This window comes from Desulfonatronum sp. SC1 (assembly GCF_003046795.1).
GTDB lineage: Bacteria > Desulfobacterota > Desulfovibrionia > Desulfovibrionales > Desulfonatronaceae > Desulfonatronum.
The window spans coordinates 54,362-70,989 of sequence record NZ_PZKN01000013.1; the positions used below are offsets into that span (position 1 = coordinate 54,362).

General features: G+C 62.1%; 14 protein-coding genes. 5 read left to right on the plus strand and 9 right to left on the minus strand.

From position 1 onward, the window contains the following. Nucleotides 1-57: 57 nt before the first annotated feature. Nucleotides 58-1,557, minus strand: a complete 1,500-nt coding sequence (locus C6366_RS08935) for a YdiU family protein (protein WP_107737178.1) — start codon at nucleotides 1,555-1,557, stop codon at nucleotides 58-60. A gap of 290 nt (nucleotides 1,558-1,847) precedes the next feature. Here C6366_RS08935 and C6366_RS08940 point away from each other — a divergent pair, with 290 nt between their 5' ends. The 4 genes from C6366_RS08940 to C6366_RS08955 all read left to right on the plus strand — a co-directional run bounded on the left by C6366_RS08940 (nucleotide 1,848) and on the right by C6366_RS08955 (nucleotide 6,549). Next, nucleotides 1,848-2,861: an amino acid ABC transporter substrate-binding protein gene (locus C6366_RS08940; protein WP_031387883.1), complete on the plus strand. Its 1,014-nt coding sequence runs from the start codon at nucleotides 1,848-1,850 to the stop codon at nucleotides 2,859-2,861. 205 nt (nucleotides 2,862-3,066) lie between these two features. Beyond that, nucleotides 3,067-4,281 (plus strand): amino acid ABC transporter permease, encoded by a 1,215-nt coding sequence (locus tag C6366_RS08945; RefSeq protein ID WP_107737180.1) that lies wholly within the window; start codon nucleotides 3,067-3,069, stop codon nucleotides 4,279-4,281. A 3-nt stretch (nucleotides 4,282-4,284) separates the two neighbouring features. Beyond that, the gene (locus tag C6366_RS08950) at nucleotides 4,285-5,724 is read left to right on the plus strand and encodes an amino acid ABC transporter permease (RefSeq protein ID WP_107737182.1); all 1,440 of its coding nucleotides are present in this window, start codon (nucleotides 4,285-4,287) and stop codon (nucleotides 5,722-5,724) included. A gap of 63 nt (nucleotides 5,725-5,787) precedes the next feature. Further along, nucleotides 5,788-6,549 (plus strand): amino acid ABC transporter ATP-binding protein, encoded by a 762-nt coding sequence (locus C6366_RS08955; protein WP_107737184.1) that lies wholly within the window; start codon nucleotides 5,788-5,790, stop codon nucleotides 6,547-6,549. 161 nt (nucleotides 6,550-6,710) lie between these two features. On the opposite strand, the gene C6366_RS08960 is transcribed toward C6366_RS08955, so the two are convergent. Beyond that, nucleotides 6,711-7,613, minus strand: coding sequence for a DMT family transporter (locus tag C6366_RS08960; RefSeq protein WP_107737186.1), 903 nt, complete (start codon nucleotides 7,611-7,613; stop codon nucleotides 6,711-6,713). Nucleotides 7,614-7,756: 143 nt separating this feature from the next. Here C6366_RS08960 and C6366_RS08965 point away from each other — a divergent pair, with 143 nt between their 5' ends. After that, nucleotides 7,757-8,863 carry an alanine dehydrogenase gene (locus C6366_RS08965; RefSeq protein WP_107737188.1) on the plus strand — a complete coding sequence of 369 codons (1,107 nt, stop codon included), beginning with the start codon at nucleotides 7,757-7,759 and terminating at the stop codon, nucleotides 8,861-8,863. 86 nt (nucleotides 8,864-8,949) lie between these two features. Here C6366_RS08965 and C6366_RS08970 read toward each other — a convergent pair whose 3' ends face one another. The 7 genes from C6366_RS08970 to larA form a co-directional block, all read right to left on the minus strand. After that, the gene (locus tag C6366_RS08970; protein WP_107737190.1) at nucleotides 8,950-9,756 is read right to left on the minus strand and encodes a class II fructose-bisphosphate aldolase; all 807 of its coding nucleotides are present in this window, start codon (nucleotides 9,754-9,756) and stop codon (nucleotides 8,950-8,952) included. Between the two features lie 114 nt (nucleotides 9,757-9,870). Then, the gene (locus C6366_RS08975; RefSeq protein WP_107737192.1) at nucleotides 9,871-11,238 is read right to left on the minus strand and encodes an ATP-binding protein; all 1,368 of its coding nucleotides are present in this window, start codon (nucleotides 11,236-11,238) and stop codon (nucleotides 9,871-9,873) included. Beyond that, complete coding sequence (locus C6366_RS08980; protein ID WP_107737230.1) at nucleotides 11,231-12,361, minus strand: FIST N-terminal domain-containing protein; 1,131 nt, start codon at nucleotides 12,359-12,361, stop codon at nucleotides 11,231-11,233. Before C6366_RS08980 ends, C6366_RS08975 begins: the two co-directional genes overlap by 8 nt. Nucleotides 12,362-12,923: 562 nt before the next feature. Continuing rightward, entirely contained in the window at nucleotides 12,924-14,084 is a 1,161-nt protein-coding gene (locus tag C6366_RS08985) for a UxaA family hydrolase (protein ID WP_107737194.1), read from the minus strand. Nucleotides 14,085-14,087: 3 nt separating this feature from the next. Continuing rightward, nucleotides 14,088-14,372, minus strand: a complete 285-nt coding sequence (locus C6366_RS08990; RefSeq protein ID WP_107737195.1) for a UxaA family hydrolase — start codon at nucleotides 14,370-14,372, stop codon at nucleotides 14,088-14,090. Nucleotides 14,373-14,547: 175 nt separating this feature from the next. Further along, entirely contained in the window at nucleotides 14,548-15,345 is a 798-nt protein-coding gene (locus tag C6366_RS08995) for a ThiF family adenylyltransferase (RefSeq protein WP_107737196.1), read from the minus strand. Nucleotides 15,346-15,351: 6 nt separating this feature from the next. Then, complete coding sequence (gene larA / locus C6366_RS09000; RefSeq protein ID WP_107737197.1) at nucleotides 15,352-16,626, minus strand: nickel-dependent lactate racemase; 1,275 nt, start codon at nucleotides 16,624-16,626, stop codon at nucleotides 15,352-15,354. Between the last annotated feature and the right edge of the window lie 2 nt (nucleotides 16,627-16,628).

A 16,628-nucleotide genomic window follows, 5' to 3' on the forward strand; every position in this document is an offset into this window, starting at 1 on the left:
GCGGGACTGGGCCGCATCAATAAACAAAGTCCGTTGGTCTCGATCCGGTCGTACCCGTCATGTTCCGCAGAATGTTTTGTAGGGTTCGGCCGAGGGTGGAGGCGGCAAGCGGTAGTCGGGGTCAACGGGATCAACGTATGGCTGGACCAGGACGTCCAGCAACCGTTGCGTCACGGACATGTCGCCGTGGAGTTCGGCGGCTTCCAGGGCCTCCTCCACGCGGTGGTTGCGGGGAATCACGGCGGGATTATTGGTGCGCATCCGTTCACGGACGGACTGTATGGTTCCCGAGGACTCCGGCTGTCGATTCAGCCGCGCCCGCCAGCGCGTCAGCCATCCCTTAAGGGCCTCGTCCTGGAACAGCGGCAGGCGTTGTGGATGCTCATCGGCAAGGTCGCGCAGGGTGTTCGTGTAGTCCAAGCTTTGTTGATGCAGGAACGTCAGCAGGTCTTGGATCAAATCGGCGTCTTCGTCCTCGATCGTGACCAGCCCCAGCTTGGCCCGCATCCCCTTCAGCCAATGGTCGCGGTAGGCGTCGGGGAAGGTTTCCAACACCTCGTTGGCCAAGTCAACGGCCTTCTCCCGGTTCGCATCCAGCAGCGGCGCCAGGGTCTCGGCGAAACGGGCCAGGTTCCACTGGGCGATCCGAGGCTGATTGCCGTAGGCATAGCGGCCTTGCTGGTCGATGGAACTGAACACCGTCGCCGGGTCATAGGCGTCCATGAAGGCGCAGGGGCCGTAATCAATGGTCTCTCCACTCAGGGCCATGTTGTCCGTGTTCATCACTCCGTGAACGAATCCGACAAGCATCCATTTCGCCACCAGCGCGGCCTGGCGCTCCATCACCGCCCGCAGGAGGGCCAGTGGCGGGTTGTCGGAGGATTCCTGATCGGGATAGTGGCGGCGCAGGGTGTAGTCCGCGAGCGTCCGGACATGATCCAGCGCTCCTTGGGCCGCGAGAAATTCGAACGTGCCCACGCGAATATGGCTGGACGCGACCCGGGTCAGAATCGCCCCGGCCAATTCGGATTCCCGAGGCACCGGCTCCCCGGTGGCCGTCACGGCCAGTGCGCGGGTAGTGGGCACCCCCAAAGCATGCATGGCCTCGCTGACGATGTATTCCCTGAGCATCGGCCCCAGCGCGGCCCGGCCGTCGCCGCCCCGGGAAAAGGGCGTCCGCCCCGACCCCTTGAACTGGATGTCGAAGCGCTCGCCGCGCGGGGTGATCTGCTCCCCCAAGAGGATGGCCCGGCCGTCACCGAGCATGGTGAAATACCCGAACTGGTGACCGGCGTAGGCCTGGGCAATGGGCTCGGCGCCAGCGGGAAGCCGGTTGCCGGAAAAAACCGCCGCGCCATCCTTCCCGGAGAGAATCTCCCCGTTCAGACCCAGCAACTCGGCCAAAGCGCGATTGAAAAGCACCATCCGAGGCGAGCGCACCGGAACCGGAGACAGCCGGGAAAAGAACACCTCCGGCAACCGGGCATAGCTGTTGTCGAACCGCCACCCTTCGGGATATCCGGCAAGCGCTGCGGTCGCATGATCATGTGTGGCCATGTCGTTCCTTTGGAATTAACGGATTTTTTTGCATTTCGGAACTATGCATCCTCGATCCGAGGTGTCAATGCGGTTGTGGTTGGTTTTTCACTTCAGCCGTAAAAAACCTCCATCCTTCCGGCATGACCCTTCAATATAATTCTTGACTTCCCAACCTCTCCTGGGGAAATAAGCGCGGTTCATGTTTTCTTGCCGGGTCCGCCCGTAGGATATAGAAGGTCGGGCTGTCTCGGTATGCGGAAATGGTCGTGCATGTTGATTGTCCACCTTGTTACCGATTGGAGGAGCAGATGAAAGGCAAAATACTGGTTCTGGCGGCCGCGGCGGTTTTTTTCTGGACCGGGACCGCTTTGGCGGACGTCCTGGAAAACATCAAAGGTAAGGGCTACATTTCCTGCGGCGTTGCAGGCAGGGTGCCCGGGTTCTCCGTGCCGGACGAGCAGGGTGTCTGGAAAGGCCTGGACGTGGACTACTGTCGAGCCCTGGCCTCGGCCGTGTTCAATGATCCCGAAAAGGTCCGCTTCGTTCCCCTGACCACCACCGAACGCTTCACCGCGGTGCAGACCGGAGAAGTGGACGTCCTTTCCCGGAACACCACCTGGACTTTCCAGCGGGACGTGGAACAGGGCATCGATTTCGCGGGGATCATCTTTTTCGACGGCCAGGGCTTCATGGTCAACAAGAACCTAGGCGTGACCAGCGCCAAGGAACTGAACGAAGCCTCCATCTGCATCCAGATCGGCACGACCACGGAGATGAATGTTTCCGACTATTTCGCGGCTCATGGCATGACCTACAAGCCCGTAGTCTTCGAGAGCGCGGACGAGGCCACGGTGATCTACGACACCGGACGCTGCGACGTGTACACCACCGATGCCTCCGGGCTGGCCGCCCGGCGGACCACGCTGTCCAACCCGGAAGATCACGTCATCCTGCCGGAAATCATTTCCAAGGAGCCCCTGGGGCCCTCAGTGCGCCAGGGTGACCCCCGCTGGAGCAAAATCGCCCGCTGGACTCTCTTCGCGCTGATCAATGCCGAAGAGTTGGGCGTCAATTCCCAGAACGTGGACGAGATGCTGGAATCGGCCAATCCCAACGTCAAACGGCTGCTCGGCCAGGAAGGCAATTTCGGCGAGCAGTTCGGGCTGACCAATGCCTGGGCCTACCAGGTCATCAAGCACGTGGGCAATTACGGCGAGATCTTCGAGCGCAACGTGGGACCGGCCACGGCCTTGAAGCTGGAACGCGGCCAGAACGACCTCTGGACCCGCGGCGGCCTGCTCTACGCTCCCCCGATCCGTTAATACCGATGCGATAATCCGCTACTAAACGTACACGTGCCCGTACGCGTACTCGTACACGAAAAGAGTTTTTCGATGACCATGAAAAAAGATCCATTCCGTGAACGAAAACGTGAACGGGTACGTGCACGTTAAAATGAAACCTCTTCTTGCGGCAGGGGCGAGGCACCTGTCGCCCCTTTGCCTCGTACTTTGAGCTCCGCCCCATATGTCCGCCCCCGCGCCCAAGACAACCCTTAAAACGGTCCCCCCTTCCCGGCTCGCCGCTTTAGCCGGGCTCGCGAACAACCCCGCGTTCCGGTCCGCGCTGGTCCAGTTGCTGGTCTTTGCCGCGGTGGTCGCGGGGCTGATATGGGTGGTCTCCACCACGGCGGACAACCTGAAGCGGGCCGGAATCTCCTCGGGCTTCGGTTTTCTGGGCCAGACCGCGGGTTTCGAGATCAGCCAGACCCTGATCGAGTACTCCCGGTCCAGCACCTATGCCCGGGTGTTCTGGGTGGGCCTGCTGAACACCCTGCTGGTCTCGGTGATCAGCATCACGGCTTCCACCCTGATCGGCTTCGTGGTGGGCGTGCTCCGGCTCTCCTCCAACTGGCTGGTTTCGAGCCTGGCCGCGGCCTATATCGGCCTGATCCGGAACATTCCCCTGCTCCTGCAGATTCTGTTCTGGTACATCGCCATCCTGATGCCGCTGCCCGGCCCGCGTCAGTCCTACAGCCTCTGGGAGACCTTCTTTCTCTGCAACCGGGGGGTGATCCTACCCCGACCCGAATTTCATCCCGGATCGTGGCTGATTCTCGCCTTCGCCCTCCTGGCCGTCCTGTCCGTGATCGCCCTGGTCCTCTGGTCCAGGCGCCGCCAGCGCCTGACTGGCCAACGATTTCCGACCTTCGCGGCCTCCCTGGGCCTGCTGGCGGTCCTGCCTCTGCTGGGCGCGTCCCTGGCCGGATTCCCCCTGACCTGGGTGATTCCGGAACTGCGCGGCTTCAATTTTCAGGGCGGCATGACCCTGCTGCCCGAACTGATCGCCCTGATCCTGGCCCTGACTCTGTACACCGCCGGATTCATCGCCGAAAACGTCCGTGCCGGGATCCAGTCCGTGGACAGGGGTCAGGAGGAGGCCGCCGCGGCCCTGGGGCTGCGGCCCGGCACGATCATGCGCCTGGTGGTCATCCCCCAGGCCATGCGGGTGATCATCCCGCCCCTGACCAGCCAGCACCTGACGTTGGTCAAGAATTCCTCCCTGGCCGTGGTTATCGGCTACCCGGATCTGATCTCGGTCTTTGCCGGCACGACGTTGAACCAGACCGGGCAGGCCGTGGAAATCATCGCCATGACCATGCTCTTCTATCTGACCGTGAGCCTGCTCATTTCCCTGTTCATGAACTGGTACAACAAGCGGATGGCCCTGAAGGAGCGGTAGTCCATGTACGTGAAGACCACCCGTCATCCGGACCTGCCGCCGCCCCTGTCCGAGGTCGGGGTTCTGGGCTGGCTGCACAAGAACCTGTTCTCCTCCTGGCTGAACTCGCTGATGACCCTGGCCGCGGCCGGCCTGCTCCTGGCAGCCCTGCCGCCGATTCTGAACTGGGGCCTGTTTTCGGCCAACTGGATCGGCCAGACCAAGGACGCCTGCCTGCCGCCCCAGGGCAATCCGGACGGAGCCTGTTGGGTGTTCATCCGGGTCCGCTTCGACCTGCTGATGTACGGCTTTTATCCCTTGGCCGAACGCTGGCGGGTCGTTTTGACCTTCTTGCTGCTGGTTGGGCTGGGCGGACCGTTGATCCTTTCCACTCTCCTGCCTTTCCGGGAGCGGATCAAGCAAAGCCTGTTGCTGCTCTTGCCGCTGGCCGTGGCAGCCTACAGCCTCGTGTTCCACGGCATTCTCCCCGGTCTGGCGGCCTTGGGTTTGCTCCTGGTTCCGGAACTCCTCGGCCGGGCGTTCAAACGCAAGCTGCTCCCGCCGACCATGCCCCCCTGGCTGCGTCAGGCCGTGCTCATCGGTGTTCCGATCCTGGTCTGGTTTGTCGTGAGCAGGTCGATGCAGAGCCTGGACCCCGGCGCGGCCGGCCCCATGGCTCTGGCCGCGGGAAGCCTGGCCTTTCTCATCTTTGCCCTGTCCGGCCGGTCCGTGACCTCCTGGCGGTTCGCCCTGCTGTTCACCCTCTACCCCTGCGCCGCGTATCTGCTGCTCCTGGGCGGAGGGCTGGGCCTGCCCCTGGTGGAGACCGACCGCTGGGGAGGCATGTTTTTGACTCTGGTCATCGCCGGGATCGGCATCGCCGTCTCCCTGCCCGTGGGCATCCTCCTGGCCCTGGGGCGGCGCAGCCGGATGCCGGTGATCAAAGCCCTGTGCGTCAGCTTCATCGAGTTCGTACGCGGGGTACCCTTGATTTCAGTGCTGTTCATGGTCTCGGTGATGCTGCCCCTGACCCTGCCCCAGGGCGTACATTTCGATAAATTGCTGCGGGCCCTGATCGGGGTATCCCTGTTTTACGCGGCCTACATGGCCGAGGTGGTCCGGGGCGGTCTCCAGGCCATTCCCAAGGGCCAGTACGAGGCGGCCGAAGCCCTGGGCCTGCGCTACTGGAAATCCATGCGCCTGATCATCCTGCCCCAGGCCCTGCGGCTGGTCATTCCGGGGATCACCAACACGTTTCTAGGCCTGCTCAAGGACACCACCCTGGTGGCGGTGATCAACCTGATGGACATTCTGGGGATACTGAAAAGCGCTCTGGCCGACAGCAACTGGCTGGGCTACACCAAGGAAGCCTATGTCTTCGCGGGCTTGGCCTTCTGGCTGCTCTGCTTCGCCCTGTCCCGCTACTCCATGCACCTGGAGAGGCGTCTGAAGACCGACAGATGACGGGCAGATGACGAAGCGAACCGTCGTCGCGGAAGATGAAACGTTGAGGAACGGAAGAACGCAATGAAAATGAACGAACGTGGGACAGCGGACATGGTCATCCGGATCGAAGGGCTGCACAAGTGGTTCGGACCCTTTCACGCCCTGAAGGACATCCATCTGGACGTGGCCCGGGGCGAGCGGGTTGTGATCTGCGGTCCCTCGGGCTCCGGCAAGTCCACCCTGATCCGGTGCATCAACCGCCTGGAAATCCATCAGCGCGGTCGGATTCTGGTGGACGGGATCGAGTTGACCGACGATCTGAAACGCATCGACCGGGTGCGCCGGGAAGTGGGCATGCTGTTCCAGAACTTCAACCTTTTCCCGCACCTGACGATCATGGAAAACTGCACCATGGCCCCGCTCTGGGTGCGGCGCATGCCCCTGGAAGAGGCCCGGAAACAGGCCATGCACTATCTGGAACGGGTGCGCATCCCGGATCAGGCGGACAAGTATCCGGCCCAGCTCTCCGGCGGCCAGCAGCAGCGGGCGGCCATTGCCCGCTGTCTGTGCATGAGTCCGAAGATCATGCTCTTCGACGAGCCCACCAGTGCCCTGGACCCGGAAATGATCAAGGAGGTTCTGGACGTAATGGTGGATCTGGCCAAATCCGGGATGACCATGCTCTGCGTGACCCACGAAATGGGCTTTGCCCGGGAAGTGGCCGACCGGGTGGTCTTCATGGACGGCGGAGAAATCATCGAGGCCAACACGCCGCTGGAATTCTTCAGGAATCCGCGCACGGACCGGGCCAAGCTGTTTCTTTCCCAGATCCTTTCGCACTGAGGCAATTTTGCTTTCAAGAAGATATCTCTTGGGCCAATCGACATTTCGAAATCGGTATCGAAATCGGAATCTATCAAAAAAAGTCAGTCATCACTAGATATTGAAATGTTTTTGTTCAAGAGCGATTTCGATTTCGAGCAAGAGCCCGCCGCGAATCTCCGTCAGAACGCCTGGCCGTTGAAAATGCAGGCCGCTCCGATCACCGCCAAAATCGCCCCCAGCCAGGCCGGACCGGCCGGGCGTTGGCGAGTGGCGACCCAGAGAATTGGCAGGATCAGCACCGGGGAGGTGGCGGACAGGGTGGACACCACCCCGGCCGTGCCCCGGGCCAGGGCGGCCAAAAGGAAGGTCATGCCTAGGGCCATGCCCACCAGACCGCTGAGCGCGGTCAGACCGGCTATTTTGGGCGTGATTTTGGCCGGGGAATGGAACATGGAAGACGGTAGAAGCAAGGTTGCGGAGAGGGCCAGGGCAGCGGTGCCCACGCGCAGGGCCGAGGCCGCCACCGGGTCCACGCCCGAGGCCAGAACCGGCTTGGCGATGATCGTGGACACGGCCTGGCACAGGGCGGCCCCCAGGCCGATGAGCACGCCCACGGCCAACCGGCCGCGAACCTCCTCGAAAGCATGCCGCGCCGCCGCCTCGCTCCTGAAGTGGATGGCCATGACCACCCCGATCATCACCAGGATGCATCCGACCAGGGTGAGCGGGGACATTCGCTCGCCCAGAATGAGGATGCCCAGCAGCGCGGTCATGGGGGCGTTGGTGGCGAAAAGGATTCCGGAACGCCTCGGTCCCAACCGGCGCAAGGCCGCGAACAGGGCCGTGTCCCCCAGGAAGATGCCCACCATGGCCGAGACAACCAGCACGGAGGAGTGTTCCAGGGTCAGGCTCCACCAGCCCCCGGTGACCAGGGCGGCCACGGCGAGCATCACGAAGACCATGGACATCCGCAGGCGATTGAAAGGCAGAGCACCCAATTCACGGGCCGGAACCAGGGCGATCAGTCCACCGAAGGACCAGCACAAGGCGGCGCAGAGCGCCAGAATTTCAGCGGGAACCATGTCGATCCTTTTCGGGCCCGAGAAGCTACGGGGGAAGCCGCCGGGGTAGCAGCGGGGGGAACCGCGTTACATATCAGACTTGAAAATCCGGGCTTCGTACGCCCAACCACATCAACCGTCAACGACGCTTTCGCGAGGAAACAATGCGGATCGGCATTCCCAAGGAAATCAAACCCCAGGAAGGACGGGCGGCTCTGCTGCCCAGACAGGTTCAACGACTGACGCGGGCCGGACACGCCGTGCTCGTGGAATCCGGCACGGGCTTGCTGGCCCGCGCTTCAGACCAGGATTACGAGGCGGTCGGTGCCACGGTGCTGCCGACGGCCAAGGAAATTTTCGACTCGGCCCGGTTGATCGTCAAGGTCAAGGAGGTTCTGCCGCCGGAGTACCCGCTGCTCCGGCCTGAACATATCATCCTGACCAACATCCACGCGGCCATGAACAAGGAGGAGCTGGACGTCTTTCTCCGGGTCGGCCTGATCGCGATATCCGCGGAGAACACGCACCGCTTCGGCTCGCCCAACTGCGTCCTGGCCGGAGAAGTGGGCGCGTTGGAGGCCGTGCGGCTGTGCCTGGCGACCTACGGCGGCACGGGGCGGCATTTCATGGGCCACTTCGGAGAACCCGCTCTGAAGGCGTTGGTTCTGGGGCTGGGCAACGTGGGACGCGGGGCCGTGCGCACCCTGTTGGGGCTGGGGGCCACGGTGATCGGACTGGATGTTTTCGAGGGCGCGCGCAAGGCCGCGGCCCTGGACTGGCACGACCGGAACCTGCTTGTGGGGGATGTGACCGAGCTGGAACGCCACCTGGAGGATGTGGACGCGGTGGTCAACTGCGTGCTCTGGCCCAAGGAGCGGCCCGACCACCTGATCACCCGGGAAATGCTGGGCCGACTCAAGCCCGGGGCCGTAATCGTGGACATTTCCTGCGACCGGGCCGGGGCCATCGAGACCAGCCGCCCCACCACATGGGCCGATCCGGTCTACGAGGTGGACGGGGTGCGCCATTTCTGCGTGGACAACATCCCGGGCGCTGTCCCGGTCACGGCCTCGGCCGGGTACGGCGAAGCCCTGCTGGACAAAATATTGGCCATCGCGGGCAAGGGCGTGGTCCAGGCCTGCAAGGACGACCCCTGGCTGGCCCGGGGTCTGACCTGCGCCGGGGGAACGCTCCTGTTGGAAGAAGCGGCCCGCTACCAGCAGCGGGACTTCACCCCGGTGCAAACCTGGCTTGAGGCCCAACCGGCGTAATCCCGGCCCAACGAAGCAGACGCCCGGCACGGACTCGGAGCGCCATCCAGCGGCGCTCCGAGTCCGAAGTAGACGTCAAGCAGGGCTCATGGCCCGGAAAGACCGGAATAAAGTCGGATACGCTCGCGCACCACGCATTGGACTTCCTCGGCGGCCGCTTCCAGCCAAACCAGGGGATTCTCCGCGCTCTCCCGGCTCTGTCCCCGCCGAATCCCCCGAGCCAGGGCACGCAGTATTTGCGTATGCACGTTGATCTTGCGCACTCCCTGGCGCAAAGCTTGAAGCAGCAAATCTTCCGGCAAGCGGCTGGCTCCGTGCAGGACCACGGAGGCGGGCGTCCTGACGGCGAGTTCGGCCAGCAGGGAGATGCGTTCGGAGTATTCGGAATGAGGGAGCCCCTTGGGGACCGAAAAGGCCAGAAAGTCGACTTTGGTCCGCTCCAGAAAATCCAGCACTGAAGGCAGATCCTCGAATTGAACGAGGAGTGGGCCGTATTCGCCTTCGATCTCGGCCCCGGCTTCGTGGGCCAGTTCACCGGCTTCGCGGGTCAGCCGAACATTCTCTTCCATGGCCAGGCCGGAACCGTCGAACATCACCGTCGGCAGGCCCAGCTCCAAGGCTTCCCGAATTCCGGCCAGACTCCGGCCGTGGTTCAGATGCACGGCCACAGGCACGACCGCGTTCCGGGCCATGAACAAGGCGGCGTGGGCCAGGGGACCGAATTTGCCATGCCCCAGGTCATGCCCATCCAGGGAAGCAACGGCGGGCTTGCCCTCCGCCTCCGCCGCAGCCACCACGGCCAGAAGGCTTTCCAGATTATAGACGCTGAAACAGCCTACCGCCGCTTCCGGGGGGAGGGTGTTCAGGCATTGGCTGAGATTGCAAAGCGGCATGAACTACCTCGTGCAGAGGGGAGTGGAAATCCAGGTTCCGAGGGCCTGGGGGGGCTTGGCACCTTCATGGTGCCGGGGGGGATGACGTAGAGCGGCAACTCCACGTTCCAGCGATTAAAAATGGCCTGTATGGCCCCATCCTGGCGCATCTGGGCCAGAGTAGTCCAGCACCTCCCGGACCTTGGCTTCCAGTTCTCGAAGCCGATACGGCTTGCCGATGTATCCCTTGGCTCCGGAGGCCAGGGCTTGCTTGGCCTGTCCATGAGCCGAGTAGCCGCTGGCGATGAGCACGCAGGCCGCCGGGTCGAGATGCAGGAGTTCGCGCAGGCATTTGTGACCGCCCATGCCGGGCATGTTCAGGTCCAGCAAAATCAGGTCAATGGTCGGCCGGTGCTTATGGAACGCATCCAGAGCCTCTTCCCCGCTGGCCACGCCGAGCACGGTGAAGCCCATATCCTCCAGGGCCTCTCTGGTCAGCTCCAGAATATCAGCCTCGTCGTCCACCACAAGAATTGTCTCACCGCCGCCTCGGAGAGGAGGTTCGGGCTCCTGGTCCTTGGGCGTCTCTTCGACCGGGTCCGCGACCGGAAGATAGATTCGGAACGTCGCGCCCCGGCCCGACTCCGAGCAGCAATGGATATGCCCCCCGTGCCCCTTGACGATCCCGTAAACCGAAGCCAGCCCCAGACCGGTGCCCTGGCCCACTCCTTTGGTGGTGAAGAAGGGGTCGAAGACATGCTTGAGCGTCGCGGAGTCCATGCCGCATCCCGTATCCGTGACGGTCAGCAACACGTGTGGACCAGCGACCGCGTCGGCGTGGAGTTGGACAAAGTCCTGGTCCAAATCCACGCTGGAGGTTTCGACGACCAACCTGCCCCCCTCAGGCATGGCGTCCACGGCGTTGTTGATTAGGTTGAGCAAAACCTGCTCGATCTGCACCGGATCCCCTGATACCGGTCCGATTTTCGGTGCGAGATGAAGCTCCAGAGAGACCATCTTAGGGATGGTCCGCTCCAGCATCCGGACCACCTCACGCGCTTCCCGGTTCACATCCACCGCAACCTTGCAGGATTCGGCTTTGCGGCTGAAGAGCAGCAGCTGCCGGACCAGCTCGGCGGCGCGGTCCTGGGAGCGGATCACGGCTTTGAGGCGCTCCCTGCCCTGGGAACCTATGGACATGTCGCGAGCCAGCAGTTCGATGTTGCCGCGCATCACATGAAGCAGATTGTTGAAGTCGTGGGCCACGCCCCCGGCAAGAATACCCACGGCTTCCATCTTCTGGGCCTGGTACAGGTCGTTTTGTAGTTTCCCCAACTCGGCGGTACGCGCCTCGACATGCTTTTGAAGCAGAATATTGTGCTCAAAAAGGCCAAAATCGCTGCCGCTTTTGTCAACGGAGCGTTCCACGCGATCCATCAGAACCTGGTTGACCTTGCGCAGTCGCGCGACTTCCCGCTCCAGTTCATTGGTACAATCAGACACCGCCGCCTCCCAGGGCCAGACCGGTCAAGGTTTGGTTGACGTGAATCCCGTTGAACTGTTCTCCATACGTGCAAAACCCGATGTAGGGAAAACGGCTTAGGAGTTCAGCGAGATGCCGGTCCTCCTGGCGCTGTTGCACCTCGATGCGCCGCAAAATGCAGTCGCACCCCAGAATAAGCTGGATGTCCGGAATGTCTCGGGCCAACTCATGCAGTTGAATTTCCAGGTTCTCCAGGAGGTCCACTCCCCTGGCCAGGGTCAGCACCAGGCCGTTGTCTATGGCGCAAAAGAAGGTCAGGCTGCCGTCCGAATTGGCCCTGCAAATGGACCGGACAAAATATTCGCCCCCGATGCGCACCATGACCGGATTCGCGGCAAAGACCTCCGGCGACAACTCAGCCGCCGACACGCCTACAATTCGGGCGTATTCCTCGGCTGCCGGCACCCCGTTGATTTCCATCACCGTGCGCGAGCCGGGGTCGGCCTCGGTGATCACCAGCTTAGCCTCGGACGGCACGAAATGCTGGATACGAAAGGCCTTGAAAGGCAATGTAGTCGTGAACAGAGCCACGGTTGCGGCATTGTCATGAAAACGGCCCTCGTGATAGACGTAGGTCCGTCGAAAATTGAGCCCGTCCCCGGCCGAGCCCCCGATCAGCGGAACGCCGGGCAGATGTCCCTGCACAGCGGAGACCACACGTTCTTCAAGCAACGACAACCCGTCAATGAGCATCAAAGCGAAACGCTTGCCCATCCTGGCCGATCCGAACTGCTGAAAAGCCGTGGGATCGCCCTGGCCCAAAAAATCCGTGAGCGAGGGGATGAACACGGGGGTCATGGCGATATCCGGCGAGGCAAAGCCGACGCCCACCAGGCTGTCCCGGACGTACCCCTTGTCAGCGACAATCTCTCCGGCAGTGGTGCAGCCGACCACCGGACAGTCAAAGCGCTCCCGCACGGACCTGCCCAAGACGTCCAGGTCGTAGGAAGGGCTGCAGAAAAAAGCCACCGCGTTCAACTCCACTCCACCCAACTGACCGGCCAGATCGTCAACAGCCCGACGTGCGTCGGCGTGAACGCTAAATCCTCGACGAACGGCCCTGTTCCAGTGATTCTCAGGCATTTTTTGATCCCCCTTTGGTTCTGCCTCCATCACCGTTTCCGGATTTTAGTGGAAAAGAATGATTTTCCATAATCCCAAGAGATTTCGTCGTATAGCCGGTGGCTTCAACCACCGGTAAAGGTGCTCCAATTCGGTGAGAACATCCACCAAGAGCGAGTCAAATGCCGAATTGATCAATTCGAGATCGTTATGGATGAAGGTGGGCATTGAGGAAAAAACTTGAAAGAGAAGTGATGAGGATCTCAAAAACGTCAATTTTCAATCTATATACAGACACTTACAGACCTAAGGGCACTGCTGAATATCTCAGGCGCGAGATAATGACAAGTCAAAATTGCCCACTAGGGGGCCATTGGCTATGGTTCGGCGAACGTTCGTGTTTCTTTTGAAAATCGGTTCCATGGCTCCATGCTGCATCCCCACTGCGGGTCTCTTCAACGTTCAACACTTCCGGGGGGAAGGCGTTGGGAGAGTTTGCAAAGCGTCATGCAGGGCCTCAATAAAAAACGGGGCGACGGTATAAACCGTCGCCCCGTGCTGATTTGAACTGATTATAGGCTGGTTACGCGCTCTCGTACAACCGGGTGAAGATAAACTCCCGGTGTCCCAGGGCTTCGGCGGCGGTCAGGCGGCCATTGGCCGTGCGCAGGGTCATGTCGATGAGTTTGTCTCCGGCCTGATCCATATTGATCTCCCGGCGCACCAGGCCGGACACGTCCACGTCGAAGTGTTCGCTCATGGTCCGCAGGGTCCGGGGGTTGGCGCAGAGCTTGATCACCGGGAGGATCGGGTTACCGATGATGTTACCCTGGCCCGTGGGGAAGTGATGGACCACGAAGCCGGCGGCGGCGCACAGGGTGACCATTTCCGCGGCCGCGGAGGAGGAGTCCATGAACCAGAGGCCGGGGCCGGTGGGCGTCTCAGCCTTGTCCAGGCAGCCGACCACCGGAGCCTTGGTCCCGATCTTTTGGATGTTGCCCAGGGCCTTTTCCTCGATGGTGGTCAGGCCGCCCTCGATGTTGCCCTTGGTGGGCTGGGAATCGGACAGGTCGCTGGTCTTGTTGTCGTCCACGACCTTGGCGTAGCGGTCGAAGAAGTACTGGAACTGCTTGCGCACCTCGTCGTTGGCGCAGCGCTCCAGCACCAGGTGCTCGCCGCCGGTCAGCTCCGTGGTTTCGCCGAAAAGCAGGGTCGCGCCCTGTTCGTAAAGCTTGTCGTAGGCATTGCCCACCGTGGGGTTGGTGGCGATGCCGGACGTGGTGTCGGACTCGCCGCACTTGGTGGAGACCCACAGCTCTTTTACGTCGCACTCGGTGCGCTGGATTTCGCTGGCCCACTGCACGTATTCCATGGCCTTGCGGGACGCGGCGCAAATGGTGTTGAAATCCCCGTTCTGCTCGATGGCGAATCCGGTCACGGGCTTGCCGGTCTTGGCAATGCCTTCCACGACCCGGTTGGTCCACTGGGGCTCAATGCCGATGACCACCACAGCGGCCACGTTGGGGTTGGAGCCGGTACCGATCAGGGTCCGGAAGTGCAGTTCCAGATCCTCGCCGAACTGCAATCGGCCGTAGGCGTGGGGCAGGGCCAGGGTGCCCTTGACGTTGTTGCCCACGGCCTCGCAGGCCGAATTGGACAGGTCGTCCAGGGGCAGGATGATCACATGGTTGCGCACTCCCACCCGCCCGTTTTCACGACGATATCCGAGAAACTTGGTCTCCATGATTTACCACCTTTTGGTTTTGATGTTGTGAACGTGGGCATGTTCGCCTTTCTTGATGGGCGCGACCACTTTTCCGATGTCCGTGTTGTACTTGATGACCGTGTCGCCCACGGCGAAATCCTTCAGAGCCAGCTTGTGGCCGATGGGGATGTCATTGAGGACCTTTGTCTTGACAGTCTGATCTTCCTTCATCACCCAACCGGTGATCTCCTGACCGGCCTTCACTCCCTCCACCACAACGACGCCCACGCCGTCCGCGGCTTCGTGCACAAGATAATCGATAGCCATACTGGCCTCCTTCAAGTGGTTGATACATCATTCCCGCGAGTAGGGCGTTACGCCCCACTCTCCTGCCGGCCATCCGGCTCCATCCTTTCCATAATGTTCCAACGCCTCACCCACCGGTGAAGCCGCGTCGTCTCGCGACGCCCTTGGCCGTGCCCTGGGTCTGGCCAAAGAAATATCAACTGTCCCGGGTATGCAGGCTGACCGTGGAGAAACGCATTTCAAGCAAGTCGGCCATCAGCAGGTTGCCGCGCAACGCGGAGGGAATCCCGAGCAGGATATGAATCAGCTCCGTTGCTTGCAGGGAGGCGGCCAGGGCCACTGTGGAGCAGGGATTGCCCTGAAGCTGCTCCACCGAAGGCCCAGCGCCGTTGCTCATGAATTCACCCAGCCCCGGTTCACCGGGCCATGTGCTGCCCACCAGCACGTTCCAGCCGGACACCGCGCCGGAAACCAAGGGGATCTCGGCTTGAGCGGCCATGGTTTGCAGAGCGCAGCGATGCAATGCCCCTCCCAGACAATCGGCCACGGCCTGAGCCCCGTGCAGCCGGTCCAGGGTCACTTCCTCGGTCACGGCCAGAACCTCGACCAAGGGGTTGATCTCCCCGGCTCGGGCCTGGGCAGCCTGAGCCTTGGACCGGCCCATGGTCCGAGTTGTGGCCAAGAGTTGGCGATTGGCATTGCTCGGTTCAAAAACGTCCGGGTCGATGGCCGTGATCCGGCCCACTCCGCTCCGAACCAGGGATTCCAGGACGTGGCCGCCCAATCCACCGCAGCCGACCAAAACCACATGCGCCCGGGCCAAGGTGGCCTGATCCGAAGGGCTCAGACACTGACCGTTGCGCTGGTAGCGCAAGGGCATTTCTCCGTGCTCCAGGGCCAGCAGCACTTCCTGGCGGATCGTTCGACCGGACGCACGGGCGCGATCCAGAATGACGCTGTCCGTGAGCTGGATTTGCGTGTCGGATCGCGTCATAGCCTCTTACTCCTCCCCCGCCGTGGACCGATAAAAGTAGGTGGTGTTGGCGTTGGGCACCACGGCAATGCGTGGAAATAGGCCTTCCGGATATGTTGCCAGCCACCCGTCCAACGCGGCTTGCGCCTCGCCCTTGGTCAGGTGGCACGCGGCCAACGTCTCGGCGTCCAGTTCCGAGTGCACCACTACGGTGAACCGGGTCAGGGTGCGGCTGAACAGAAACGCCTTGTGCGCGCCCATGCGAAATCCCTGTTCCGCGAACTCGCGCATCTGTTCCACCGGACACGAAAATCGCCGGACGTAGTTCTCGTAGTGCGGGTCCCCCACGCCTTGGCTGCAAGCGGCCAGAAGCAGGATTTTTCCGCCAACCTCCGCGCACTGGGAGGCCATGTTCAGCCCTTTTTGAGCCTGATACAGACAGATGTCCTTGGGGTCCCCGCCGCAGGATGCGATGACGATCTCAAAGGGCCGGTCCAGGGGCAGACCGTAAACCTGCTCCGTGACAGCGGCTCCGGCCCGCAGCGCGGCCTCGCATTCTCCCACGAACAGGCCCACGGCCTGTTTGGCCGGATTCAGACAAATGTTCACGGCCAGGTCGATCCCGATCATCCGCCCGGCCTCGTTCAGGTCCAGCCGGGTCGGATTGTCCGCGATGTTCCCGACCCGGGCCGCGGGATCGGCCATCAGGGAATGGTTGCGCTCGATCATGGCCTTGGACGCGCAGCCGATCGTGATGCCTTTGGAGCCGCCGGTCATGCCCTGGAACTGGTGCGGATCGACCATGCCCACCACGATCTTCAAGTCCGCCTCGCCGATGGCCGCGTTGACCTCCACCGGTGTTCCTCTGGAGGTTGTCCCGAAGGAGGTCATGGGCGAGGTCAGGGCGTCGTGGGCCACTACGGCACAGCCGTGCAGATCCTCCGGCAGGATGCGGGCCATCTGAGCCTCGTCCGGGGCCGGATGCAGCCCGCCGCCCACCACCACGGACACGTTCTCCGAGCGCAGTTCCGGCCAAACTTGAAAAATCCGCTTGAGCAGCACCGGGAGCAGCTTTTTCAACGGCGCGGGGCGGGTCTCATCCGGAACGGCAATGGCCACACTTGAGGGCATGGGCCGTTGCTCCAGGGGCAGGGCGTCCATTGGGGCATCCAGGGCTTGGTGCAGGGCCACGGCTGAATCGCCGATCACCGGCAGATCCCGGGGGGTCATCACCACCACTTCGGCTTGGTCCGGCAGCCGAAGCGTTCTGGTTCCTTTTCCGTACTTGAGCTGAATCTCCATGA